The organism is Mycobacterium sp. NGS26, assembly GCF_059813025.1.
This window is the reverse complement of sequence record NZ_JCALDU010000005.1, coordinates 190158-214424: the sequence shown is the minus strand read 5'-3', so window position 1 is coordinate 214424 and position 24267 is coordinate 190158. Positions and strand designations below refer to the sequence as shown.

The window sequence follows — 24267 nt, the reverse complement described above, 5'->3', positions numbered from 1 at the left end:
ATGAAGGCCTCTCGTCCATGCGGTTGAGGACGAAAGTCTCCTGACCGGCGGGCGTGCGGGCAATAGCGTTTGCTGTGACTGAGGGAGAACGAAATGCCTGGATCCGAGAAGCGATACGGCATCGTCGTCGGGGTCGACGGATCGCCCGCGTCGAACTTCGCCGTCTGCTGGGCCGCGCGCGACGCGGCGCTGCGTCATGTCCCGCTGACCTTGGTTCACATGCTGAACGCCACGACGATGTGGCCGCAGGTGCCGATGTCGGCCGAGGCCCTGGCGTGGCAGGAGGACGACGGCCGCCGGGTTCTCGAGGAGGCGGTCAAGATCGCCGAGGACGCCACCAAGACGTCCCGGAGGATCGAGATCTCCCGTGAGCTAAGGCAATCACCGCCCGTGCCGACGTTGGCCGAGATGTCCGAAGAGGCGGAGATGGTCGTCGTCGGCAGCACCGGGCGCGGAGCGGTCGCCCGGGTGCTGCTCGGTTCGGTCAGCTCCGGTGTGGTCCGCCGCGCGAGTTGCCCCGTCGCGGTCGTTCGCGACGAAGACCCGTTGATGCCGTATCCGCTTCATGCGCCCGTGCTGGTGGGAATCGATGGCTCGCCGGCCTCGGAACAGGCGACGGCCGTCGCCTTCGACGAAGCCTCGCGGCGCGGCGTCGACCTCGTCGCACTGCACGCGTGGAGCGACGTCGAGATTTTCGAACTCCCCGGGTCGGACTGGTCGGCGGTGCGCGGGGAGGCCGAGCGCAGCCTGGCCGAGCGCCTGGCCGGGTGGCAGGAGCGCTACCCCGATGTCACCGTGCACCGGATCGTCGTTTGCGACCGCCCGGCGCGTCAGCTGGTCGAGCAGTCGGAATCGGCCCAGCTGGTCGTCGTGGGCAGCCACGGCCGCGGCGGCCTGACCGGCGTGCTGCTGGGTTCGGTCAGCAACGCCGTCGTGCACTCGGTGCGCATGCCCGTGATCGTGGCCCGGGCGTCGTGAGGCGCTCACGAAATGTTCGGTGACCGAGCGTACGTCGCCCGGGACGGTCGATCCTGATTTCAGAAGGAGTAGAAATGGCAACCAAAACACTCGCCAGCCAGTACGTCTCGGATATCGCGGCGTTGCGCCTAGCGGATTCCGAGGAGGCCGGCGGCAAGGGTGCCAACATGGGCGAGCTGGTGGCGGCGGGGCTTCCGGTACCCCCGGGGTTCGTCCTGATGCGCAGCAGCTACCTGGCTTCCATGCAGGCGGGCGGCGTCGACGCGGAGCTCGCGGCGCTGCATCGCGAGGCCCTGGCCCAGGTCGACAACAGTGCCCGCCTGGCCGAGCTCTGCCAACGGATGCGGAAGCTGGTGAAGGAGGCAGGTGTGAGCGAGGACGTGCGCGATCAGCTCCTCGACTCCTACCGTGCGCTCGGGCCGGATTGCGTTGTGGCCGTGCGGTCTTCGGCGACCGGGGAGGACGGCCGCGACGCGTCGTTTGCCGGCATGAATCAGACGGTGACGAACGTGGTGGGTGAGGACGCGCTCATCGATGCGGTGAAGACGTGCTGGGCTTCGTTGTTCAGCCCCCGCGTGATCACCTATCGGGCCAGCAGGGGATTCGGCGCCGACCCCGCGATGGCCGTGGTCGTGCAGCAGATGATCGCCTCCGAGCAGTCGGGGGTCGCATTCACCACCGATCCCAGCACGAAGGAAGCGGGCCACATCGTCATCGAGGCCGCCCAAGGCTTGGGTGAGGTCGTGGTGTCCGGGAAGGTCCAGCCCGACACCTACGTCGTCGACAAGAAGACGCTCGAGGTGCTCGACGTCAAGGTCGGCTACCAGGCATTCAAGATCGTGCGCGGTCCCGACGGCCACGACGCCGTCGTGGACCTGAGCCCCGCACAGGCCGAAGCGCGCGTCCTCGACGACACGTCGTTGCGCCGCATCGCCGAACTGGCGATCGCCGTCGAGGCGCACCACGGTTGCCCGCAAGACGTGGAATGGGCGATCGCCGCCGGCAAGACCTGGCTGGTGCAAGCCAGGCCCATCACCACGTTGGACACCGGCACACCCGATGGTTCCGATGCGACGGGCGTCCTGGTCCGCGGCCTGCCCGCGGCGCCGGGGTCGGCCTCCGGGCGGGTGCGGGTCCTGCGCACTCCGGACGAGGGCAACCGGCTGGTCGACGGCGAAATCCTGGTCGCCCCGATGACCAATCCGGATTGGCTTCCGGCGATCCGGCGCGCGGCGGCGCTGGTGACCGAGACCGGCGGCATGACGTGCCACGCGGCCATCGTGGCCCGCGAGCTCAGGGTTCCGTGCGTGGTGGGGGCCCGCGATGCGACCCGCATTCTGCGCGACGGCCAGACGGTCACCGTGGACGGTGAGCGGGGCAGCGTCAGCGCCGGCAGCCTGCGCCCCGAGGCTCACGCCTCGACGATCGAGCGGCCGGTGGCGATGGCGGTAAGCCGCGAGACGACGGGCACCAAGATCTATGTCAACCTGGCGATACCCGACACGGCCGAATCGGTCGCGGCGCAGGACGTCGACGGTGTCGGGTTGCTACGCGCCGAATTCCTGCTCACCCAAGCGCTTTCGGGGCGGCATCCACGCGACCTCATCGCACGCGGCGAGCAGGCCGACCTGGTCGGCGCGATGGTGGCGTCCATCGGCCGCATCGCGTCGGCCTTCGGGTCCCGGCCGGTCGTCTACCGCGCCACCGACTTCCGCAGCAACGAATTCCGCGGGCTGATCGGCGGCGAGGAGTACGAGCCGGTCGAGCACAACCCGATGATCGGCTACCGGGGTTGCTATCGATACGTCCAGGACCCGCATCTGTTCGGTCTGGAGCTCGAGGCGCTGGCTCGGGTGCGCGAACGGAATCCCAACGTGCATCTGATGATTCCGTTCGTGCGGACGCGGTGGGAACTGGAAGCCTGCCTGTCCCTGGTCGACGCGAGCCCGCTCGGCTCCCAGCGCGGGTTCCATCGCTGGGTGATGGCCGAGGTGCCGTCGGTGATGTACTGGCTTCCCGAGTACGTCGGGCTGGGCGTCGACGGCGTCTCCATCGGTAGCAACGACCTGACCCAGCTGATCCTGGGCGTCGACCGCGATTCCGACATCTGCGCCGAGCTGTTCGACGAGTCCGACGGAGCCGTACTCGATGCCATCGGCCGCATCGTGGCGATAGCGCGCAAACACGGCATCACCTCGTCCCTGTGCGGCCAGGCGCCGTCGACCAACCCGGCCTTCGCGGAACACCTGGTCCGGATGGGCATCACGTCGGTGTCGGTCAACCCGGACGCGGTCGACGCCACCCGGCATACGGTTGCCGCGGTCGAGCGCCGCCTGCTGCTGGAAGCCGCGCGGGGCTCCGGTGATCGCAATGGCCGGGGCGGCTGAGCCGAAGTGGAGTCGAACGGCTTCTCGGTGGGGACCTACGGCCCTGTCAGCAAGCACGCCGAATTCCTAGTGTCGAAATCACGGACTACTCGAAGCGGTGGTTGATGTGACGACGAAGGCGCCTGACACCCAGGTGATCCGCGATGCGGTGGCCCTGGCGTGTCATGCTCCTTCGCTGCACAACAGCCAGCCGTGGCGCTTTGTCGCCGACGGCGTGGCGCTGCAGTTGTGGGCCGATCCCTACCGGGTGGTGTACGCGATCGATGATGCGCGCCGGGAGCTGATCCTGAGTTGCGGCGCGGTCCTCGACCACGTCCGGGTCGCCATGGCCGCCGCCGGCTGGGACAGCGTCACGAAGCGTCTTCCCGACCCGGGCGAACCGAATCATCTTGCGACGCTTCAGTTCCAGCCCACCGAGGCGGTCAGCGAGGCGGATCGGCGGCGGGCGGATGCCATCCTTCGCCGCCACACCGATCGACTGCCGTTCAGCGCGCCTACCGGGTGGCCGGCCCTGGAGTCGGCGCTGCGCCGCGCGGTCGCCCCGCATGAGGTGATGCTGCATGTGGTGTCGGACGACGCGCGTCCGGAGCTGGCCGAGGCGTCGCGCGTCACCGAGACGATGCGGCGCTATGACGCCTACTACCAGGACGAGCTTCGTTGGTGGACATCGCCGTTCGCATCGGACACCCGGCTGCCGGCCGACGAGCTCGTGTCGAGCTCGGACGCGGCCCGCGTCGACATCGCTCGCACGTTTCCGCCGGCGGGTGGCGGGGGGCGGCACGCCACCGTCGACCACGACCAGTCCAAGATCCTGGTGCTGTCCACCCAGCACGACGACGAGCGCCTGGCCGTGCTGCGCTGCGGTGAGGCGCTGTCGGCGGTGCTGCTGGAGTGCACCATGGCCGGCATGGCCACCTGCACGTTGACCCACATGACCGAGCTCGAGGCCAGCCGCGACATCGTCGGGCGGGTGACCGGGAACGTCGGCCGGCCGCAGCTGCTGATCCGAGTCGGCGGATCGCCCGAGATGCACCCCCGGGCCGGCGACACCTCTCGGCGTCCGCTGACCGAGGTCCTCGAGTTTCGTGATCGATGAGCAGCCGCGAACGGAGGTGTCGCCGATGGCTCGGCATTGGCTGGTGATGGAAGCCGACGGGGAAGGCGCTCCGGCGCCGTTCGTCGCCCGGTTGGCCGGGGCCGGTCGGCACCTGCCCGAGACACACCTCACCACAGACGAATTGATGGCCACCACCCGGCACCGCACCCACATCGATCTGGAGCGGTTGACCGGGATCCACGAGCGCCGGGTCTCGGTGGGTGACGAGGATTCGTATAGCCTCGCGACCTCGGCCGCGCGGAACTGTCTGGCCACCGCGGAACAGGACCCCGCGTCGCTCGACGTCGTGATCAGCTGCAGCATCACGAAATTCCGCGGCGGCCTCACCCAGTGGGTCGAGCCCACGATGAGCAGCGCCGTGGCCCGGGGGATAGGGGCACCCCAGGCGATGACCTTCGACGTGTCCAACGCGTGCGCCGGGATGCTCACCGGGGTCACCATTTTGAACAACTGGATCAGGCAGGGGGTCGTCGAGCGGGGCCTGGTCGTCAGTGGGGAGTACATCTCGCAGCTGAGCCACAACGCCGCCCGGCACATCCGCAACATCATGAGCAAGGAACTGGCCTGCCTGACCCTCGGTGACGCCGGCGCGGCGCTGCTGCTCGAGCGGGCGCCCGCGGGGTCCGCGGGGATCACCCTCGCCGGGTTCACCACGGTCGCTGACTACAGCCGGCTCTGCCTGGCCTATCCGCAGGGCCATGACCCGGGCGCGCGGATGTTCACCAACTCGCGCGCCATCCAGAAGGCCGCGATCGCCAACACCCCGCTGCTGTTGAGCGAAGTGCTTGACACCGTAGGCCTTTCGATTCACGACATCGATCATGTGATCACCCACCAGACGTCGGCGCGGGCCATCCGCAAGGGAATGGCGCGCATGTCGGAGTCGTTCGGCGACAGCCCCCGGCACGACGCCGTGATCACCGTCGACCGGTACGGCAACACGGCGTCGACGACTCACACGGTTGCCCTGATCGAGGAACTCGAGGCCGGACACATCGAGCCCAAAGAGACGGTCGCGCTGCTCGCGCTGGCCTCCGGACTGGAGATCGGCGTGGTCTTGTTGACCCTGGACGAGGATTTGGTGAGCCGCTATGGGCACAGTCATTGACCGGGTCGACCTTGCCCATGCGCGGTGGCGCGACCGGCACAGCGCGCTGCACCTCGCGGTGACCGCCGCCAAGGACTGCCTGCGGCGGGCCGAATTGGACGCCGACGAGCTGGATCTCGTGGTCAACGCGGGGATCTACCGCGACCGCAATCTGGGGGAGCCGGCGCTGGCCGCACTCATCCAGGACGACATCGGGGCCAACCCCGAGGATCCGCACGCCGGCGCCCACGGGACGTTCTCGTTCGACATCGCCAACGGCGCGTGCGGGGTGCTGACCGCGCTGCAGATCGTCGACGGATTCCTGCGGACACACAGCATCCACCGCGCGCTCATCGTGGCCAGCGACGCCGATCCCGGCCACGGCATGAGCGAGCACTTTCCGTTTTCGCCCGCCGGGGCGGCGCTGCTGTGCGGCTGGACCGAGGACGATTACGGCCTGAGCCGCGTGTCTTGGGTGAACGCGGACGATGGCCCGGACGGCGCCGAGACATTCTCCGCCACAGTGGGCTTCGCCGACGCGCGCAACGTGCTGCGCTTCAATCAATCGGCCGCCATGGACGAGCGGTTCGCCGCGGCCGCCGCACAGGCGGTGCGCGCGTGCCTGGACGCCCAGTCGGTGCGCTTGGCCGACATCGACCTGATCGTCGCCGCCCCCGCCCGCCCCGAGTTTCGCGCCGCGCTGAGCAGGCTGCTCGACGTGCCCGTCGAAAAGGTCTGCGTCGCAGACGATCAGCGCATGCACACCGCTGCGCTCGCGGCGGCGTACGAACGGGAGGCCGACAGGCTGCCGGAGGGTGCGCGGGTGCTGATCGTGGCCGCCGGCGCGGGCGTTACCGCCGGCGCCGCCTTGTACAACCGGCCGCCGGGAAGGGCAGGGACCACATGGAGCAATTGACGGCGCTGGATGCCACGTTCCTGGAAGTCGAGGACTCCGATCCGCATGTGAGCCTGGCGGTCGGCGGTGTGTCGATCATGGAGGGGCCGGCTCCCAGCTTTGACGAGTTCGTTTCCGCCTTCGCCGAACGCGTGCCTACCATCCCGCGATGCAGGCAGGTGCTGCGCACCCATCCGCTGGACCTGGGGGCGCCCGAATGGGTCGACGACCCACACTTCGACATCTCGCGGCACCTGCACCGGCTGGCGCTGCCGCGACCCGGTGGCGATGCCGAACTGTTCCAGGCGATCGCAGCCATCATGGAGCGGCGCCTCGACCGCGAGCGCCCGCTGTGGGAGTGCTATGTCATCGAGGGGCTGAGCGACGACCGGTGGGCCGTGCTGACCAAGATCCACCACTGCATCGCCGACGGCATCGCGACAACGCAGATGATGGCGCGGTTCGGCGACGACGACGGCGGCGGGGAGACGTTCGCCACCGACCTTCGCGCCGCCCGGGAGCCAGCCCCGGAGGGGCTCCACCTGCCCAGGCCGAGCCTGAACCCGCTGAACTGGGTGCGCAGCGCGCTCGCCGCGGCGGCGGCGGCCGAACACGTCGCGGTGGGCGCGGCTGAATTGACGGCCAGCCTGTTCAGCGCCGCACCGGATTCGTCGCTGCATGGGTCGGTCACGACGATGCGACGTTTCAGTGCGGCCCGGGTCCGGTTGGCCGACCTGCAGCAGGTGGCTCGCGCGTTCGACGTGACGTTCAATGACGTCGCGCTGGCCGCCATCACCGACAGCTACCGCAAGATGCTGCTCGACCGCGGCGAACAGCCCAGCCGCAACTCACTGCGGACGCTCGTTCCGGTTTCGGTTCGTCCGACCAACCAGTTCCACGCGACCGACAACCAGGTGTCGGCGATGCTGCCGTTGTTACCGGTCGATGAGGGCGACCCCGTCGAGCAGCTGCGGTTGGTGCACAGCCGCCTTGCCCGGGCCAAGGCCAGCGGCCAGCGCGAAGGGGGGTCGGCGCTGGTGTCGGCGGCCGGGAGCGTCCCATTCGCGTTCTCCGCGTGGGCGATTCGATTGCTTGCGCGGTTGCCCCAACGGGCGGTGGTCGCCTTGGCCACCAACGTTCCGGGGCCGCGAAAACAGCAGACGCTGCTGGGCCGTCGGGTGCTGGAGATCCTGCCGATTCCCCCCATCGCCCTTCAGCTGCGCACCGGCATCGCGATGCTGAGCTACGCCGACAAGTTCATCTTCGGCATCACCGGCGACTTCGACACCGCGCCCGACATCGACGCCCTCGCCGCCGGGATCGAGCACGGGGTGGCGCAGTTGGTCGCGGCCAGCCGTAAGCGCAGACGCAAGCAAGCTACGTCAGCTATCGCCGTGAGAGGAGTGGCCGATGATGGCGCCCGCCAGGAGGGCTAACGTGATTGTCCTTCAGTCACACCCGGTTTGGATCGCAGCTCAAAGGTGGGCACGCGAGCGCAGCGAGGCGATGCGCCGTCATCCGTCATTCGGGGCCCACCGCGTAGCCGCGCAGGGCGACAACGGACGGCCCGGGGCCTGACTGCCGCTAACCGGCTTTCAGCAGGGCCATGAACCCGAAGTCCATGTGCAGCTGTTGGTGGCAGTGCAGCAGCGACAGGCCGGGCTGGTCGGCGGTGAAGTCGATGTCGATCGCCTGATAGCCCCCGACCAGTGCGACGTCCTTGCGCAGCCCGGCGCTCGGCGTCCCGGCGATGTGGGTGACCTCGAAGGTGTGCCGGTGCAGGTGAATGGGGTGGACATCGTCGCTGCTGTTGCGTAGCCCTCGAACCCGTGCGGTTTTCCGGAGGTGAGCGAGGCGGCCATCGCCGCCTCGCCCTTGTCGTACAGCTCCGGGATCGGTTGGCCGGCCAGGAAATTGGTGGCGATGTCGCCGCCCCTGCTGAGGGCGGGCTCGAACTCCTTGAGGGTGAGGAATATTTCTTGGTCGTAGGAGCCGGGATTTTGTCTGGGCTCGATGAAGACCGGGCCGGCCAAGCCGTTGTACTGGCCCAGGCTCAGGTCGGCTCCAGCGACGAGGTGGGTGTGGTAGAAGCGCAACCCCGACGGTCCCGGGGTGAACGACAGCCGGCGCATCCCGTGCGCGGGGATGTAGGGGGTGCCTTCCTCGGCGGAGCCGTCGACGTCGACGGCCAGCGTCTGGCCGTGCCAGTGCAGTTGTTCGGGGGTGTCGGTGTCGTTGTGGACATCGACCACGACGGGTTTGCCTTCCGTGAACCGCAGCAGCGGCCCGGGGAACTCGCCGTTGTAGAGCGTGGTCGACACCACCCGGTCGGGCGCCAGCTCCACCAGGCCGTGTCCGATGCGAAGCGTGTAGTCGACCTTGGCGGGCGGGCCTTGGCGGCCGCATCCCGCCGCGGCGGCGGCCGAACCGCCGGCGGCAAGCACCGCCGCGGCCGCGCCGCGCTTCAGGAATTCGCGCCGGTCCATGCGTGCCACCCAACCATCCGGACCTGGTCATCCATCGATCCGCATATGTATGGTGCCAGTACGCGTACCGACATGACAGGAGAATCGAAGTGGCAGAACGGTTGGCGGGAAAGGTCGCACTCGTCAGTGGCGGTGCGCGGGGGATGGGCGCCTCGCATGTGCGCGCGATGGTGGCCGAGGGGGCCAAGGTGGTGTTCGGCGACATCCTGGACGACGAGGGCAAGGCCGTCGCGGCGGAACTCGGCGAGGCCGTCCGCTATGTACATCTCGACGTCACCCAGCCCGAGCAGTGGGAGGCGGCGGTGGGCACCGCCATCGGCGAGTTCGGCGGCATCGATGTGCTGGTGAACAACGCGGGCATCCTCAATGTCGGCACCTTCGAGGACTACGAGATCTCCGAGTGGCAAAAGATCCTCGACGTGAATCTGACCGGGGTGTTTCTCGGCATCCGCGCGGTGGTCAAGCCCATGAAGGAGGCGGGTCGGGGGTCGATCATCAACATCTCGTCGATCGAGGGAATGGCGGGCACCATGGCCTGCCACGGCTACACGGCGAGCAAGTTCGGCGTCCGTGGGCTGACGAAGTCGGCGGCAATGGAGTTGGGGCTCAACGGCATCAGGGTCAACTCGATTCACCCGGGGCTGATCAAGACGCCGATGACGCAATGGGTTCCCGACGACATCTTCCAGACCGCGTTGGGCCGCGCCGCGGACCCCAAGGAGGTCTCCAACCTCGTGGTCTACCTGGCCAGTGACGAATCCAGCTATTCGACCGGCGCCGAGTTCGTCGTCGACGGCGGCACCACGGCCGGCCTGGGCCACAAGGACTTCTCCGCCGTCGACGTCGCCGAACAACCCGAGTGGGTCACGTAGGCATCTTCCGCGAGACTGTAACTCTCGACGGTGCTACTCGAGAAACGCGTCGGCAGTTACAGTCTCGCGCGAATCATTGTCGGGCGCCGGCCGTTTCGGGTGCGTTGACCTGTTGCTGCTCGGGTTTCGGCCAGGGCGATGGGACCGGGCGTTGCCGCACCCGCTGTGGCCACCAGAACCACTTGCCCAGCAGCGCCGCGATGGACGGCGTCATCAGCGACCGCACGATCAGCGTGTCGAAGAGCAGGCCGAGGCCGATGGTGGTGCCGACCTGACCGATGACCGTCAGCTGGCTGACCGCCATGGTCATCATCGTGAAGGCGAACACCAGTCCCGCCGAGGTGACCACCGAGCCGGTGCCGCCCATCGACCGGATGATGCCGGTGTTCAGCCCGGCGTGGATCTCCTCCTTGAACCGCGCCACCAACAACAGGTTGTAGTCGGCGCCGACGGCCAGCAGGATGATGACCGACATCGCGAGCACCATCCAGTGCAACTCGATGCCGATCAGGTGCTGCCAGATCAGCACGGAGAGCCCGAACGACGCGCCCAGCGAGAGCAGGACGGTGCCCACGATGACCGCCGACGCCACCACACCCCGGGTGATGATCAGCATGATGATGAAAATCAGGCACAGTGAGGCGATTCCGGCGATCAACAGGTCGTAGTTGTTGCCGTCACTGAGGTCCTTGTAGATGGACGCGGTGCCCGCGAGGTAGATCTTCGAGCCCTCCAGCGGCGTGCCCTTGAGCGCCTCGTACGCGGCCTTCTTGATCGCGCCGATGTGCGAAATGCCTTCCTGCGACATCGGATCGCCGTCATGGCTGATGATGAAGCGCACCGCATGCCCGTCGGGAGAGATGAAATTCTTCATGCCCCGCTTGAACTCGGCATTGTTGAAGGTCTCCGGGGGCAGGTAGAACGAATCGTCGTTCTTGGACGCGTCGAACGCCTTACCCATCGCGCTGGAGTTCTTCTGCGCCTCGTTCTGCTGATCCTGCAGACCCTTCTGGGTCGAATACATGGTCAGCATCGTCGTTTTCATGGCCTTCATGTTGTCGATCATCGACGGCATCAGCGCCACCATCTGTGGCATCAGCGTGTCGAGGTGATCCATGACGGGCAACAGGCTCTGGATGTCGTCGGTCATCGTGTCGATACCGTCGAGCGCGTCGAAGACCGAGCGCAGCGACCAGCACACCGGGATGTCGTAGCAGTGCTTCTCCCAGTAGAAGTAGCTGCGGATGGGCCGGAAGAAGTCCTCGAAATCGGCCATCTTGTTCCGCAAGTCGTTGATGTCGATGGTCATGTCGTGCATCTTCTGCACCATCACATGCATGTCGTTGGACATCTGCACGGTGATGCTCTGCATCTTGACCATGCTGTCGATGGTCGTCTGCATCATGTCGGCCTGGCGGAGCATGTCGGCCATCTGGTCCTCTTGGTACTTCTGGTTCATCTGCTGGGTGACGCCCTGCATGCTGATCTGGAACGGGATCGAGGTGTGCTCGATCGGCGTGCCCTGCGGCCGGGTGATGGCCTGCACGCGGCCGATCCCCGGCACGCGGAAGACCGTCTTCGCGATCTTGTCGATGACCAGGAAGTCCGCCGAGTTCCGCAGATCGTGGTCGCTTTCGATCATCAGCACCTCGGGATTCATGCGCGCCTGCGAGAAGTGCCGGTCCGCGGCGGCGTATCCCTCGTTGGCGGGCAGATCGTCGGGCAGATAGTTGCGGTCGTTGTAGTTGGTGCGGTAGCCGGGCAGGGTGAGCAGGCCGACGAGTGCCACGCCGATCGTCATGACCAGCACCGGCCCGGGCCAGCGCACCACGACGGCGCCGACCTTGCGCCACCCCCGAATCCGTTGCGTGCGTTTGGGTTCCAGTGTCTGACGGAAACGCGAGGCCACCGAGACGACGGCGGGGCCCAGCGTCAACGCCGCTCCCACCACGACCACCATGCCGATGGCCAACGGAACGCCCAGCGTCTGGAAATACGGCAGGTTGGTGAAGTGCAGGCAGAACGTCGCGCCGGCGATCGTCAGGCCCGAGCCGGCCACCACGTGCGCGGTGCCCTTGTACATGGTGTAGTACGCGTCTTTCCGGGATTCGCCGATGGAGCGGGCCTCCTGATAACGGCCGATCAAGAAGATCGCGTAGTCGGTGGCTGCCGCGATCGCCAACGTGACCAACAGGTTGGTGGCGAACGTCGACAGCCCGATGATCTTGAAGTAACCCAGGAACGCGACCATTCCGCGGGCGGCCGACAGCTCGAGAACCACCATCAGGAGCGTCAGCAACACCGTGATGACCGAGCGGTAGACCAGCAGCAGCATCCCGATGATGACCGTGAAGGTGGCCGCGGTGATGAGCTGCAGGCTGCGGTCGCCGGCCTCGTGCTGATCCGCCGACAGCGCCGCCGGCCCGGTGACATAGGCCTTCACCCCTTTCGGCGCCGGCACGCTCTTGACGACGTTCTGCACGGCCTCGACCGACTCGTTGGCCAGTGCCTCACCCTGGTTGCCCGCGAGGTAGACCTGGACGTAGGACGCCTTGCCGTCGTTGCTCTGCGCGCCCGCCCCGGTCAGCGGATCACTCCACATATCCTGAACGTGCTCAACGTGTTTGGTGTCCGCGTTGAGCTTGCTGACGATCTGGTCGTAGTAGGCGTGGGCGTCGGCGCCCAGGGGGTTCTGGCCCTCCAGCACGATCATCACCGAGCTGTTGGACTTGTACTCGTTGAACACCGCGCCCATGCGCTTCGTCGCGACCACCGACTGGGCATCGTCGGGGGCCATCGACACCGACCGCATCTTCCCGACCTCGTCCAGCTGGGGGACGACGACGTTGAGCACCGCGATGATCGCGAGCCAGCCCAGGATGATCGGCACCGCGAACGCTCGGATGAAGCGCGGGATCGCCGGCCGCACTGGTTTTTTGGCGACGGGTAGTTCGTCGGTGCCGGCATCGTCGAACGTTGTGCTCATGCGGATTTCACCAGGCAGAAGGTCAGGGCGTGCACGCCGTTGGTAATTTTCTCGTCCTTGACTTCGTCGTCGATGGTGATGCGGCAACCGAGGTAGTCACCGTCGCTTTGCGCCGAGAGGTTCGGGAAGACCGAGGGCGCGGTGGTGCTGAGGACCAGCGTCCACGGCAGCGGCGTCCCGTCGAGCCGTTTCGGGTCGGCGTTGAGATCCAGGTAGTTCACGTTGGCGTGGCTGGCCGAACCGAAGACCTCGTACTTGACGACCTTGGGCTTGAACGGCTTGGAATCATCCAGCCGCGGGCTCGTCAGCACGCCGGTGTCGTGCGCCCCGAAGAATGACTTGACCCGGACCACGGCAAAGCCGCCGACCACCAGGACCGCCACGATCAGCAGCGGCAACCACGCGTTTCGCAGAACCTTCGACGTCTGCACTGCGGTGATTCCCTCCCTTACCGCGCAACGGTGATGTGATCGGTCCCAGCATGGGCGTCCGACTTACACGGCCCAGCAACGAAATTCGGCGATTGCCGCGCGTGGCGCACCCGGTCGTCAAGCGCCACTGCTTGTGCACACCGGCCGTCGCACCCGGTACCGACCCGCGCCCCGCATCGCGGACGCCTCCCCGAGCACCGCAACCAGGCCATAGTACATGATGTGCATTTGTTGCACAGTATGCAATATTCGGCCGCGGTGTTTCAGATCACTTCGTGAAGATGCTGTTGACCAGGGCGGCCGCGCGCTCCACGTACGGCATGGGCGTGTCGTCGGGGTCCTTCGGTTTCCCGCTGGCCCACTTTTCGATACCCGAACGCACCGCCGTCAGGGCCAGCGCGGAGATCAACGCGGCCATCTCGTCGTCGGGACGCATCCCTTGGCGGCGGACGATGATGTCGGTCAACTGATGCTGGAAGCGCTCCAGGTCCGCGAGGAACGCCGCCAGCACCGCCGGGGAGGTCTTGGCCAGTTCCAGCATGTGGGCCGCCTGTTCGCGCGGCGGGGGCACATCGCGCAGATGGTGGGCCGCCAGGGTGATCAGCTCCGCCAGCACCACGGAGTAGGGGGCGGGTCCGGCCGCGACGAAATCCGCTACCAGCTCGGGGGGTATGTCCGAGGGGCCATAGGCGATCGCGGACTCCTTGTTCGGGAAGTAGTTGAAGAAGGTGCGCGTCGAGATGCCGGCCTCGGTGCAGATCTCCTCGATGGTCACCTTGTCGAAGCCGCGTTCCAGCGCCAGTCGCACCGCGGCGTCGCGGATGTCCGCACTGGTCTGGCGGCGACGGCGCTCGCGCAGACCCACCTGATTGGCCATATCCATATAGTTGCACGTTCTGCATACTTTGCAGTCAATCGGCGCGGCCCGGGTTCGGACGGCCTCCGGTGGGTGCGACGAGCGCGGCCCACAGGTGATCGCGTTGGCTGGCGAAGAAGTCGACCGATATCGGGGCCCTGTCGGCGATCTGGTCGAACGCGTGGAACGCGCCGGGAACGATTTCCTCGTGGACGGTCACGCCCGCCGCACGCAGGCGCCGCGCGTACTCCACACACTCCGGATAGAACAGGTCGAGCGTCCCGACGCCGATCCAGGCCGGGGGCAGGCCGGTCAAATCCGCACGGCGAGCGGGCACCGCCTCGTTCGGATCGGCTCCGTCGAGGTACCACCGCCAGGCCAGCTGGTTGTCGGTCTCGGTCCACATGATGCGCTTCTGGCCGTCGGGGTTGGCGCCCGTGCGATCGTCGAGCATCGGGTACACCAGCATCTGGTATGCGAGTTTGACGTCGCCGCGATCGCGCGCCCGCTGCGCGACCGCCGCCGCGAAATGTCCACCGGCACTGGCCCCGCCGACGGCGACGCGATCGGGGTCCACCCATGGCTGGCGCGCCAGCCACAGCAGCGCCGCGTAACAATCGTCGAGCGGCGCGGGATACGGGTGCTCGGGAGCCAGTCGGTGTTCCACCGCCGCCACCGCGACACCGGTGAGGCGGGACAGCTTTCGGCAGTACTTGTCGTCCTGCACCGCGGTGCCCATGATGGTGCCCCCGCCGTGAATCCACAGCAGCGCGGGCGCCCGGTCGGGAAGACCGGTCGGACGGTGCAGGCGAACCTTGACGTGCTCGTTCACCGCGACAACCGGTACGTGGCGGATTCGGCCGGCGTTTCCCATCAGCTGCATGAGTGCCCGCTGGACTTTGTAACCGCGGTGCAGGGCGTATCCGCGGGGCAGGAAGCGGGCCACGTTGCGCAGGCCGGGGTCCAACGCCTGCCGCGAGGTGAAGGCGTTGCCGGACAATCTGCTTGCCATGGTCAGGGCCGCTCGAGGTCGAGCAGTACGCGCTTGGCGGCCGGCCCGCCGCGGTAAGCGCCGACGGCTCCGTCGGATCGGATCACCCGGTGGCACGGCACCACGATGGGGATCGGGTTGGTCGCGCACGCGGTGCCGACGGCGCGCACCGCCCTCGGGGAGCCGGACAGGCGGGCCAGGGCGGCGTAGCTGGTGGTGGTGCCGTAGCCGACATCGGTGTTGAGGCGTTCCAGCACGGTGCGCCGAAACCCTTGTGACAGCGACCAATCCAGCGCAACGTCGAAGCGCTGCCGGCGGCGGGTGAAGAATTCCTCGAGTTGCCGCGCGACCGGATCCAGCCGCGCCGGTGCCTCGAGTACCCGCGGGCTGATGCGCGCGGAGAGGTTCTGCAGCACGCTGTCGTGGCCCTCACTGGCGAAGGCGACCCGCAGCAACCCGAGTGGGGTGGCGGCCAAAAGCAGTGGGCCGACGGCGGAATCCACAGTGCGGTAGGCGATGTCGAGCAGACCGCCGGCTTGTGCATCCCGCTCCAAGCGGGCGTGCAGCCGCTCGAGATGGTCCCGGTCGACGGGGAAGTGCCGGGTGAGGTCAGATGCGGTCATCGCTGTTTCCTTGGGGTGTCATCGGATAGGTGCGTCGCAGTGTGGCGATCCCGTCGGCGGCGGCGCGCCGCGCGGCGGCCACGCTGCTGTCGAGGATTCGCGCGATCTCCGCATACGGGAGACCGGCCAGGTAATGGTAGGCGACGGCCTGGCGCTGTTTGGGTGGTAGCGCACCCACCGCGGCGTCGAGGTCGAGATCGTGGGCATCGGCGTGCTCGGGTGCGGGGGAGTCGGGTGGATCGGCAACCGGGATCGCCCGGCGCGACGCGGTGCGGGTGATGTCGATGGCTTTGCGATGAGCGATCGTCACCAGCCACGCCTCGATGTTGGCGTCGGACGGCAGTCGCGGATAGGCCTTCAAGGCGGCCAGGAAGGTGTCCGACCAGGCGTCGTCGGCGTCGCTGTGGCCGACCACCGCGCGAACGACGCGCAGTACCGTGGCGCCGTGCCGCGCCACGACGGCCTCGAACGGCGGCTTGACGTGCCGATCGGCGCTCACGCTGAAGTCATCGGCAGGCTCGGGTATGCATTCGGGGTCCTCCATACGGATTAAACAACTTCCGCCATGAAGACGTCGGCGCTCCAAGGAATGTGAGAAGCGATCGCTGATTGGATTCCGCTATGCCCGGGCACACTCGTGTCCGTGAGGACGGTCGAGTACGCCCCGGGACGGTTGGCTGATGTCTTCGGCGATGCGACGCAACCCACGGTCTTGCGGTGGCACGGCATGCAGCCCGATGCGCGCGCAGTCGTGCGCCCGCTTGCCGGTTTGCTCGCCGGCCACGGCGTGGCGGTGGTCGCGCCCGACTGGAACTTCCACGCCCGCGGCGATACTCGGCCGCTCATCTCACGCCGCCGGACCGGTCGTCGTTTACTCATCAGGAGGTTCAACGATGACAACGCGACACACGATGATCGACACTCGCCTGGGCGAGCTGATGCTCGTCGCCGACGACGACGGCCTGACCGGCGTGTATTTCCGCAATCACTGGCACCCGCCCGCGGCGGACGCCCTGGGCCGGTACGTCGAGGCCACCGCCGACGAGCTGTTCGAGCGCGCCAGTAAACAACTCGACGAATACCTCGCCGGGGAGCGGACGCGGTTCGACCTCCCCCTTGCTCCCAGCGTCGACCCGGGCCAGCGGCGAATCCGGGATCTGCTGGCCGGCATCGCCTACGGCCAGACCATCACCTACGGCGAGCTGGCCGCCAAACTGGCCGACGGCACCACCGCATACGATGTCGGCCAGGCCGTGGGGCGCAATCCACTCAGCATCATCGTCCCGTGCCACCGCGTGGTCGGAAAGAACGGCGCGCTAACCGGTTACGCTGGCGGCCTGAAGCGCAAACGATTCCTGCTGGGCCTCGAGGAGCCGGCGCCCGCGGCGGCCGGCAGGTTGTTTTGATGCCGTCGACGTGGCGCCGGCGCGTCGATGCCGCCGACTGGGACGCCGTCGCCGCGGGCATGAACGATCTCGGCGGTGCCCTGCTCCCGCGGCTGCTGACTACCGCCGAGTGCCGCGCGGTCCGCGACCTCTATCCGAACGGCAACCTGTTTCGCGCCACTGTCGACATGGCTCGCCACCGCTACGGGCAGGGCGAATACCGCTACTTCAAGCGGCCCTACCCACACCCGATCGACGCACTGAAACAGGCCCTCTACCCCCGGCTTTTGCCGATCGCCCGCGACTGGTGGACCAAGCTGCGCCGCGAACCGCCGTGGCCCGACACTCTCGACGAGTGGCTGGAAATGTGCCACCGCGCCGGACAAACCAAACCCACCGCCCTGATGCTGAAGTACGGGCCCGGGGACTGGAATGCGCTGCATCGAGACCTCTACGGAGACTTGGTCTTTCCGCTGCAGGTCGTCATCAACCTCGACGAGCCCGGCGTGGCGCACACCGGTGGCGAATTCCTGCTCGTCGAGCAGCGACCCCGGGCGCAGTCCCGCGGCACGGCCACGACGCTGCCGCGAGGACACGGTTACGTCTTCACGACCAGGGAACGCCCGGTTCGCTCGACGCGGGGATGGTCGGCCGCCGCGGTGCGCCACGGAGTTTCCGCCGTCCGCTCCGGCGAGCGCTACACCCTGGGCCTGATCTTTCACGACGCCGCGTGAATGCCGCCCGGCTGGGGCAGCATGATCCTCATGGAACTCTACGACGTCATGCGATCCACGCCCGCGGTGCGCGAATTCACCGGCGACCCGCTCCCCGACGAGGTTCTCGGACGGATCCTCGACGGCGCCCGGTTCGCACCGACCGGCGGTAATCGGCAGGGCGTGCGCGTCATTGTGGTTCGCGATCGGGACACCCGGTCGGCCCTGGCGGACCTGGGGCTTGCCGCCGCCCGCCGCTACACCGCGCAGCTCGCCAATGGCGAGTTACCGTGGAATCCGTTGCAGCCGAGTGCCTTAGACCGATCGACGATCGAGGCGACCGAGCCGCCGCCGCAGATGTCGGCTCCGATGCGGGCGGCTCCGGTCGTGCTGGTGATCTGCCTGGATCTCGCCGTCGTCGCCGCCACCGATCAGGATCTCGATCGCATCGCCGTGGTACCGGGAGCATCGGTGTACCCGTTCGTGTGGAACGTGTTGCTGGCGGCGCGCAACGAGGGCTACGGCGGCGTATTGACGACGATGGCCGTGGCCGAGGAGCCGCGCGTCAAGGACCTTCTCGGCGTGCCCGATACGTTCGCCGTCGCCGCGATCGTGCCGCTGGGCAAACCGGTGCGCCAAGTGACGAAGCTGCGGCGGCGGTCCGTCCCCGAGTTCGCTACCCGTGAGCGCTTCGACGGAACGCCCTTCATCGGGTAGTCGTCGGCGATCTCGCTCCCCATCGAAGGCGGCCCGCGAGGTGGCGTGCGCGCGGCGGAACGACTCTCGGTAGGCTGGACAAGATGTGTGGAGCCACCGGTGAGGTGCGACTCGACGGCCGGGTGCCCGATTTGGCCGCGGTATCGGCGATGGCCGTTGTGATGGCAGCCAGGGGGCCGGACGGGGCGGGTGCCTGGTCACAGGGCCGGGTTGCCCTCGGTCACCGTCGTCTGAAGATCATCGACCTGACCGAGCACGGCGCCCAGCCGATGGTCGATTCCGAGTTGCGCCTCGCGCTCGCGTGGAACGGCTGCATCTACAACTACAAGGAGTTGCGCCGCGAGCTCGTCGACCACGGCTACCGGTTCTTTTCGACCAGCGACACCGAGGTGCTGATCAAGGCCTATCACCGCTGGGGCGACGACTTCGTCAGCCGCCTCAAGGGGATGTTCGCCTTCGCAATCGTGGAGACCGACAGCGGTCGAGTGTTGCTGGGTCGGGACCGGCTCGGTATCAAGCCGCTGTACCTGACTGAAGACGCTCAGCGGATCCGGTTCGCCTCGACTTTGCCGGCATTGCTTGCCGGTGGCGGCGTGGACACGCGGATCGACCCCGTCGCGCTGCATCACTACATGTCGTTTCACTCCGTCGTGCCGGCACCGCTGACCATCCTGCGTGGTGTGCGCAAGGTCCCGCCCGGTTCGCTCATCGCCTTCGAGCCCGACGGCACACGCACCACGACCACGTACTGGACGCCCGACTTCACCAGGCGAGCCGATCGGTCGGACTGGTCCGAACGCGACTGGGAGGACGCGGTGCTGTCCTCCCTGCGTGTCGCGGTGGAGCGCCGACTCGTTGCCGACGTGCCGGTCGGCTGTCTGCTCTCGGGCGGCGTCGACTCCAGCCTGATCGTCGGTCTCCTCGCCGAGGCCGGGCAGCATGGGCTGTCCACCTTCTCGATCGGCTTCGAATCGACCGGCGGGGTCGCCGGTGACGAGTTCCGCTGGTCGGACATCATCGCCGAACGCTTCGACACCGATCATCATCAGATCCGCATCGGAACCGACCGCATGCTGCCCGCGCTCGACGGGGCGATCGGCGCGATGAGCGAGCCGATGGTCAGCCACGACTGCGTCGCCTTCTACCTGCTCAGCCAGGAAGTGTCGCGCCACGTCAAGGTCGTGCAGTCGGGTCAGGGCGCCGACGAGGTGTTCGCCGGCTATCACTGGTACCCGCCGATGTGTTCACCCGCCGCGGCCACCCTGGAGGGTGCGGTCGCGCAGTATCGAAGCGCCTTCTTCGATCGCGACGCGGCCGGGGTTGCGGCGCTTCTCGGGCCGGGTAACGCTGTCCCTGGTGATCCCAGTGTGCGTTTTGTCACAGAACATTTCGCGCAGGCCAACGCCGATACCGGTGTCGATCGTGCGCTCCGGCTCGACACGACGGTGATGTTGGTCGACGACCCGGTGAAACGAGTGGACAACATGACGATGGCCTGGGGGCTTGAGGGCCGGGTCCCATTCCTCGACCACGAGCTGGTCGAGCTGGCGGCCACCTGTCCGCCGGAGCTGAAGATCGCGCAGGGCGGCAAGGGAGTCCTCAAAGAGGCCGCGCGGCGGGTGATCCCGTCGGAGGTGATCGATCGGCCCAAGGGCTATTTCCCGGTGCCCGCGCTGACTCACTTGGAGGGCCCGTACCTCGATCTGGTTCGCAATGCGCTGTATTCGCCCGAGGCCAAGGAACGCGGGCTGTTCGACACCGACGCGGTCGACGCGCTGCTGGCCGATCCCAACGGCCGGCTGACGCCGCTGCGCGGCAATGAACTCTGGCAGATCGCATTGCTCGAACTCTGGTTGCAACGCCACGGTGTGACGGGAGCTGCGGCATGACCGCCATCGAACCCTCAGAGGACAACCCCGAGGCGATCACACTCAGCCTGCACGACGCGTCGCCGTCGCACTTGGCGGAGGCGATGGCCGAGGACGTCGAGCTCGAATTGGGTTGGGGGCGGCTTATTTTCGGCCAGACCTTCGTCGATGCCGACAAGCTGACCGAGGCGTTGCGCCGGGAAGCGCCCGGGCGGCGTGACATCTGCATCTACGCGCACGAATCCCACGTGGTGGTCGCCGGGTCCCCGAGTGAGCTGTTCATCGACCCCAGCCATACCTACCGGCTGCGCTTCGGCGAAACCGATCGGCAGGACCTGACGCCCTCGCCGCTCGGCGTCACCGTGCGCACACTGAGCGGCCCCGACGATGCCGATGCGATGAACCGCGTGTTCGTGCGTTGCGGGATGGTACCCGCGCCGGTCGAGACGATTTGGGACAACCACCAGCACAAGGAGGCGGTGACCTACCTACTTGCGGTGCGCGACAACGACGGTGCCGTGGTGGGCACCGTCACCGGTGTCGACCATGAGTTGCTGTTCAAGGATCCCGAGCGAGGATCCAGCCTGTGGACACTGGCCGTCGACCCCGGGGCGGCTCTTCCCGGAATCGGTGAGGCGCTGACCCGGGCCCTGGCCGAGCACTTCCGCAGGCGGGGCCGTGCCTACATGGACCTGTCGGTGGCGCACGACAATGCCGGCGCGATCGCCCTTTACGAGAAGCTCGGCTTTCAACGCATCCCGGTGCTGGCCATCAAGCGGAAGAACGCGATCAACGAGCCGTTGTTCACCCCGCCACCCGAGACGGTCGAGGATCTCAACCCCTACGCCCGGATCATCGCGGACGAGGCGCTGCGCCGCGGCATCTGGGTCGAGGTCCTCGATGCCGAAACCGGCGAGATGCGCCTTACCCACGGTGGCCGCACGGTGATCACCCGCGAATCGCTGTCCGAGTTCACGTCGGCGGTCGCGATGTCCCGTTGCGACGACAAGCGTTTGACGCGACGCCTGGTCTCGGGGGTCGGCATCAATGTGCCCCGCGCCCGGTTGGCCACCTTCGACAAGACCGACTTCGACTTCGTCACCGAGGTCGACGAGGTCGTCGTCAAACCGACGCGTGGCGAGCAAGGTAACGGGATCACCGTCGGCATCACCGTCGACGACGGTCCCGACGAGCTCACCGCCGCCCTCAGAAGGGCGCGCGCGGAGTACCCCGAGGTGCTGATCGAGGAGCGGGTACCCGGCGACGATCTCCGGCTGGTCGTCATCGATGGCCGGGTCGTGGCCGCCGCGCTGCGGATGCCGCCCGAGATCATCGGCACGGGTGACCACAGTGTGCGGGACTTGATTGCGGCCGAGAGTCGACGGCGTTCCGCGGCCACCGGTGGCGAGTCCCGCATCCCGCTCGACGGGGTCACCGAGGCGACCGTCGCCGAGGCCGGCTGGGCGCTGGATGACGTGCTGCCCAAGGGAACTCGGCTCCGCGTCCGTCATACCGCCAACCTGCATCAGGGCGGCACGATCCACGACGTCACCGCCCAGGTGAACCCGGAACTGTGTCAGGTCGCGGTGGCGGCGGCCGAAGCGATTGGTATCCCGGTGACGGGCATCGACCTCATCGTCCCGGACGTCACCGGCACCGAGTACGCCTTCATCGAAGCCAACGAGCGACCCGGCCTGGCCAACCATGAGCCGCAACCCACGGCCGCGGCCTTCATCGACTATCTCTTTCCCAGCCAGCCGGGTAATCCACTCGCCTGGACACCCGAGGAGGCCCAGCACCTGCGTGACTGACCGCCCGTGCGCCCCAGGGGATTTCATCACTGTGACGATTCGGTGGGGCAGTGGCGGCCCTGGCAGGTCCCGGGTAGGAGGGGGATCCGACTGGCCACATCGCAACGGCGAATTGCCTACCGGTTATACCGGGTTATACTTCATTCTATGAAGACCGCTATTTCCCTGCCGGATGAGACGTTCGACCGTGTATCTCGGCGCGCGAGTGACCTGGGCATGAGCCGATCGGAGTTCTTCACTCGCGCCGTGCAGCGCTACATGGACGAGTTGGACGCCCAATCGCTGACTGGGCAGATCGACACAGCTCTAGAGAGCCTTCACGGCACCGACGAGGCGGAGGCCGCCGCCGTGGCTGCCGGGCGTCACGTGTTAGACGCCGTGGACGATGAGTGGTGATCAGGCGTGCTGAGGTCTACTGGGCCGACCTGGGACCGCCGTCCGGAAGCCGCCCAGCCAAGCGCCGACCGGTCTTAGTAATCCAGTCGGATCCGTACAACGCCAGTCGCCTTGCGACCGTGCTCGCGGCGGTGATCACCTCCAATACGGCGCTCGCGACGATGCCGGGCAACGTATTTTTGCCCGCGACCGCGACAAAGCTGCCACGTGATTCGGTTGTGAACGTCACGGCGATCGTAACGCTGAACAAGACCGACCTCACCGATCGAGTCGGGGAGGTAGCCCCGAACTTGATGCATGAAGTTGACCGAGGACTTCGTCACGTACTTGACCTTTAATTGCCGACGCAAACCCCTGGCGGCCACCCGAAGTGGGGTCGGTTGCCAACCTGACTCGCTGACTCAATAGCCCTGCACCACAAGGCAATTCGTCACTGTGACGTTATGATGGCGGTACGAGGGGGAGAAGGACGGGTGGTCGCTCGCCGGCTGAGGGGCGGCCAGCAGGGGGCACGTCCACGCTTTCGGCTAACGAATGGTTCATTGAGTGATTGAACTGTGTGCGTGCGTCAGCCCTCGCAGTATGAAACAACCGCGGGTCCGGCGGGGAATGAGTAGGCAGAATCGTGTTCAGGTTGGTCAATCGCTAAGGGGCGGGTGCCACTTTCGCTTCAAATTCACTTCAAAGCACCTGCTGCGACAAGTACCGATAAGCGACACTATGTCAAGTAATTACCGCATATTGCATCAGGCGGGCGAGCACGCTTATCCCCTGTGCTGCAGATCATTCCGTGCAAGGATGCCGGCTTAGGGCTGGACGTGATCTGGATGTGGGACAGCGCGTAGCTCTAGTTGCGGGATTGCGTCGAAGTCTGCCGGGTTGCAGCTATATAACGGCAGGCCATATGCGATCGCGCTAGCAGCGATCAGGGCATCGAAGGCCCGTGCGGCGGGCTTGCGGCCAGACGCTCGCAGTGCAGCGGCGACTGCGCCAAATGCGCGCGCCGACTCGGCATCGAAGGCCAGGACGTCGAAGTCCGATTCGGCCTGCTGCAGATGTGCCTGTCGTGCCGCACGATCCTCTTCACGCCGGGCGACGTGAGGCCCCACAGATAACTCAGCCAGGGTGATGGCGCTGATCAAGGATTCGTCGGGAAGCGTCGCAGGATCCTCAATCCGCCCAAGCAGGATCACCGTCGACGTGTCGAGGATTCCTTTCGTGGCCACTGAGGTCATCACAGCGATGTATCGAGCACGCCGTCGATATCGCGACGCAGCACATCTGGATCGACTGGCGGCAATCGCTTCCTTCGTCCGATGAGTTCGGCAGGTCCGGCGCTGCGGCTCGGCACTGGGCGCAACTCTGCGACGGCGCGGCCGTCACGGGTGACGATAAGGCGTTCACCGCGCTCCACGCGGTCGAGCACTTCCCCACCCTTGTTACGGAGCTCGCGCACGGTAACTGATCGCATGTGCGCCATTGTATCACCGGTGAGACGGCGCGCCAGCCTCATCTGTCCGGTCTCGGCAACCGCACGTCCAGGAGGCGGCGGGTCGCGCGTCGCGCCGGCGCACCAGCTACTGCCCGCTCGGGTTTGAAGTTCCGGGCTGTGGATACACCTCACAGGTGAATCAGCTGCCGCTCGCCGACAGCTAGCGCCTCATGAAG

General features: G+C 67.0%; 23 protein-coding genes and 2 pseudogenes. 15 read left to right on the top strand and 10 right to left on the bottom strand.

Going from position 1 to position 24267, the window contains the following annotated elements; genetic code table 11:
• The first annotated feature begins 93 nt into the window (after positions 1 to 93).
• The 6 genes from AC5Y6X_RS18105 (at position 94) to AC5Y6X_RS18080 (ending at position 7900) form a co-directional block, all read left to right on the top strand.
• Positions 94 to 978: a universal stress protein gene (locus tag AC5Y6X_RS18105; RefSeq protein ID WP_499988081.1), complete on the top strand. Its 885-nt coding sequence runs from the start codon at positions 94 to 96 to the stop codon at positions 976 to 978.
• A gap of 74 nt (positions 979 to 1052) precedes the next feature.
• Positions 1053 to 3365 carry a phosphoenolpyruvate synthase gene (gene ppsA / locus AC5Y6X_RS18100; RefSeq protein ID WP_499988079.1) on the top strand — a complete coding sequence of 771 codons (2313 nt, stop codon included), beginning with the start codon at positions 1053 to 1055 and terminating at the stop codon, positions 3363 to 3365.
• 106 nt (positions 3366 to 3471) lie between these two features.
• A complete protein-coding gene (locus AC5Y6X_RS18095) occupies positions 3472 to 4461 on the top strand; it encodes an Acg family FMN-binding oxidoreductase (RefSeq protein WP_499988078.1) in 990 nt (329 codons plus the stop codon).
• Positions 4462 to 4486: 25 nt separating this feature from the next.
• Entirely contained in the window at positions 4487 to 5590 is a 1104-nt protein-coding gene (locus AC5Y6X_RS18090) for a 3-oxoacyl-ACP synthase III family protein (protein ID WP_499988077.1), read from the top strand.
• A complete protein-coding gene (locus AC5Y6X_RS18085; RefSeq protein ID WP_324677081.1) occupies positions 5574 to 6485 on the top strand; it encodes a 3-oxoacyl-ACP synthase in 912 nt (303 codons plus the stop codon). The genes AC5Y6X_RS18090 and AC5Y6X_RS18085 overlap by 17 nt, the downstream gene beginning before the upstream one ends.
• Positions 6473 to 7900 (top strand): WS/DGAT/MGAT family O-acyltransferase, encoded by a 1428-nt coding sequence (locus tag AC5Y6X_RS18080; protein WP_499988075.1) that lies wholly within the window; start codon positions 6473 to 6475, stop codon positions 7898 to 7900. Before AC5Y6X_RS18085 ends, AC5Y6X_RS18080 begins: the two co-directional genes overlap by 13 nt.
• Positions 7901 to 8048: 148 nt before the next feature.
• On the opposite strand, the gene AC5Y6X_RS18075 is transcribed toward AC5Y6X_RS18080, so the two are convergent.
• Both AC5Y6X_RS18075 and AC5Y6X_RS18070 read right to left on the bottom strand, forming a co-directional pair.
• The gene (locus AC5Y6X_RS18075) at positions 8049 to 8246 is read right to left on the bottom strand and encodes a multicopper oxidase domain-containing protein (RefSeq protein WP_499988418.1); all 198 of its coding nucleotides are present in this window, start codon (positions 8244 to 8246) and stop codon (positions 8049 to 8051) included.
• 278 nt (positions 8247 to 8524) lie between these two features.
• Positions 8525 to 8950: pseudogene (locus AC5Y6X_RS18070) on the bottom strand (multicopper oxidase domain-containing protein); the annotation flags it as partial.
• Between the two features lie 89 nt (positions 8951 to 9039).
• Here AC5Y6X_RS18070 and AC5Y6X_RS18065 point away from each other — a divergent pair.
• Positions 9040 to 9822: an SDR family oxidoreductase gene (locus tag AC5Y6X_RS18065; protein WP_499988073.1), complete on the top strand. Its 783-nt coding sequence runs from the start codon at positions 9040 to 9042 to the stop codon at positions 9820 to 9822.
• Between the two features lie 73 nt (positions 9823 to 9895).
• Here the strand turns inward: AC5Y6X_RS18065 and AC5Y6X_RS18060 are convergent, their stop codons facing one another.
• The 6 genes from AC5Y6X_RS18060 to AC5Y6X_RS18035 form a co-directional block, all read right to left on the bottom strand.
• A complete protein-coding gene (locus tag AC5Y6X_RS18060) occupies positions 9896 to 12808 on the bottom strand; it encodes an MMPL/RND family transporter (protein ID WP_499988071.1) in 2913 nt (970 codons plus the stop codon).
• Complete coding sequence (locus AC5Y6X_RS18055; RefSeq protein WP_420715881.1) at positions 12805 to 13221, bottom strand: MmpS family transport accessory protein; 417 nt, start codon at positions 13219 to 13221, stop codon at positions 12805 to 12807. The genes AC5Y6X_RS18060 and AC5Y6X_RS18055 overlap by 4 nt, the downstream gene beginning before the upstream one ends.
• 286 nt (positions 13222 to 13507) lie before the next feature.
• A complete protein-coding gene (locus AC5Y6X_RS18050) occupies positions 13508 to 14116 on the bottom strand; it encodes a TetR/AcrR family transcriptional regulator (RefSeq protein WP_499988070.1) in 609 nt (202 codons plus the stop codon).
• Positions 14117 to 14150: 34 nt separating this feature from the next.
• Entirely contained in the window at positions 14151 to 15107 is a 957-nt protein-coding gene (locus AC5Y6X_RS18045) for an alpha/beta hydrolase (protein ID WP_499988068.1), read from the bottom strand.
• 2 nt (positions 15108 to 15109) lie between these two features.
• Positions 15110 to 15709, bottom strand: a complete 600-nt coding sequence (locus AC5Y6X_RS18040) for a methylated-DNA--[protein]-cysteine S-methyltransferase (protein WP_499988066.1) — start codon at positions 15707 to 15709, stop codon at positions 15110 to 15112.
• Positions 15696 to 16208 (bottom strand): RNA polymerase sigma factor, encoded by a 513-nt coding sequence (locus tag AC5Y6X_RS18035; RefSeq protein ID WP_499988063.1) that lies wholly within the window; start codon positions 16206 to 16208, stop codon positions 15696 to 15698. Before AC5Y6X_RS18035 ends, AC5Y6X_RS18040 begins: the two co-directional genes overlap by 14 nt.
• A gap of 144 nt (positions 16209 to 16352) precedes the next feature.
• On the opposite strand from AC5Y6X_RS18035, the pseudogene AC5Y6X_RS18030 reads away from it, so the two are divergent.
• The 8 genes and pseudogenes from AC5Y6X_RS18030 to AC5Y6X_RS17995 form a co-directional block, all read left to right on the top strand.
• Positions 16353 to 16532, top strand: a pseudogene (locus AC5Y6X_RS18030) (esterase); the annotation flags it as partial.
• Positions 16533 to 16602: 70 nt separating this feature from the next.
• Positions 16603 to 17115, top strand: a complete 513-nt coding sequence (locus tag AC5Y6X_RS18025; protein ID WP_499988062.1) for a methylated-DNA--[protein]-cysteine S-methyltransferase — start codon at positions 16603 to 16605, stop codon at positions 17113 to 17115.
• Positions 17115 to 17828, top strand: coding sequence for a 2OG-Fe(II) oxygenase (locus AC5Y6X_RS18020; RefSeq protein ID WP_499988058.1), 714 nt, complete (start codon positions 17115 to 17117; stop codon positions 17826 to 17828). The genes AC5Y6X_RS18025 and AC5Y6X_RS18020 overlap by 1 nt, the downstream gene beginning before the upstream one ends.
• Positions 17829 to 17858: 30 nt before the next feature.
• Positions 17859 to 18524, top strand: a complete 666-nt coding sequence (locus AC5Y6X_RS18015; RefSeq protein WP_499988416.1) for a nitroreductase family protein — start codon at positions 17859 to 17861, stop codon at positions 18522 to 18524.
• Positions 18525 to 18607: 83 nt separating this feature from the next.
• Entirely contained in the window at positions 18608 to 20413 is a 1806-nt protein-coding gene (locus AC5Y6X_RS18010) for an N-acetylglutaminylglutamine amidotransferase (protein WP_499988057.1), read from the top strand.
• Positions 20410 to 22203, top strand: coding sequence for an N-acetylglutaminylglutamine synthetase (gene ngg, locus AC5Y6X_RS18005; RefSeq protein ID WP_499988056.1), 1794 nt, complete (start codon positions 20410 to 20412; stop codon positions 22201 to 22203). Before AC5Y6X_RS18010 ends, ngg begins: the two co-directional genes overlap by 4 nt.
• 147 nt (positions 22204 to 22350) lie before the next feature.
• Positions 22351 to 22599, top strand: coding sequence for a ribbon-helix-helix protein, CopG family (locus AC5Y6X_RS18000; RefSeq protein ID WP_499988054.1), 249 nt, complete (start codon positions 22351 to 22353; stop codon positions 22597 to 22599).
• The gene (locus AC5Y6X_RS17995; protein WP_499988052.1) at positions 22593 to 22937 is read left to right on the top strand and encodes a type II toxin-antitoxin system PemK/MazF family toxin; all 345 of its coding nucleotides are present in this window, start codon (positions 22593 to 22595) and stop codon (positions 22935 to 22937) included. The genes AC5Y6X_RS18000 and AC5Y6X_RS17995 overlap by 7 nt, the downstream gene beginning before the upstream one ends.
• Before the next feature lie 468 nt (positions 22938 to 23405).
• Here the strand turns inward: AC5Y6X_RS17995 and AC5Y6X_RS17990 are convergent, their stop codons facing one another.
• Both AC5Y6X_RS17990 and AC5Y6X_RS17985 read right to left on the bottom strand, forming a co-directional pair.
• Positions 23406 to 23834, bottom strand: a complete 429-nt coding sequence (locus AC5Y6X_RS17990; protein ID WP_499988051.1) for a type II toxin-antitoxin system VapC family toxin — start codon at positions 23832 to 23834, stop codon at positions 23406 to 23408.
• Complete coding sequence (locus AC5Y6X_RS17985) at positions 23834 to 24070, bottom strand: type II toxin-antitoxin system Phd/YefM family antitoxin (RefSeq protein ID WP_499988049.1); 237 nt, start codon at positions 24068 to 24070, stop codon at positions 23834 to 23836. Before AC5Y6X_RS17985 ends, AC5Y6X_RS17990 begins: the two co-directional genes overlap by 1 nt.
• Between the last annotated feature and the right edge of the window lie 197 nt (positions 24071 to 24267).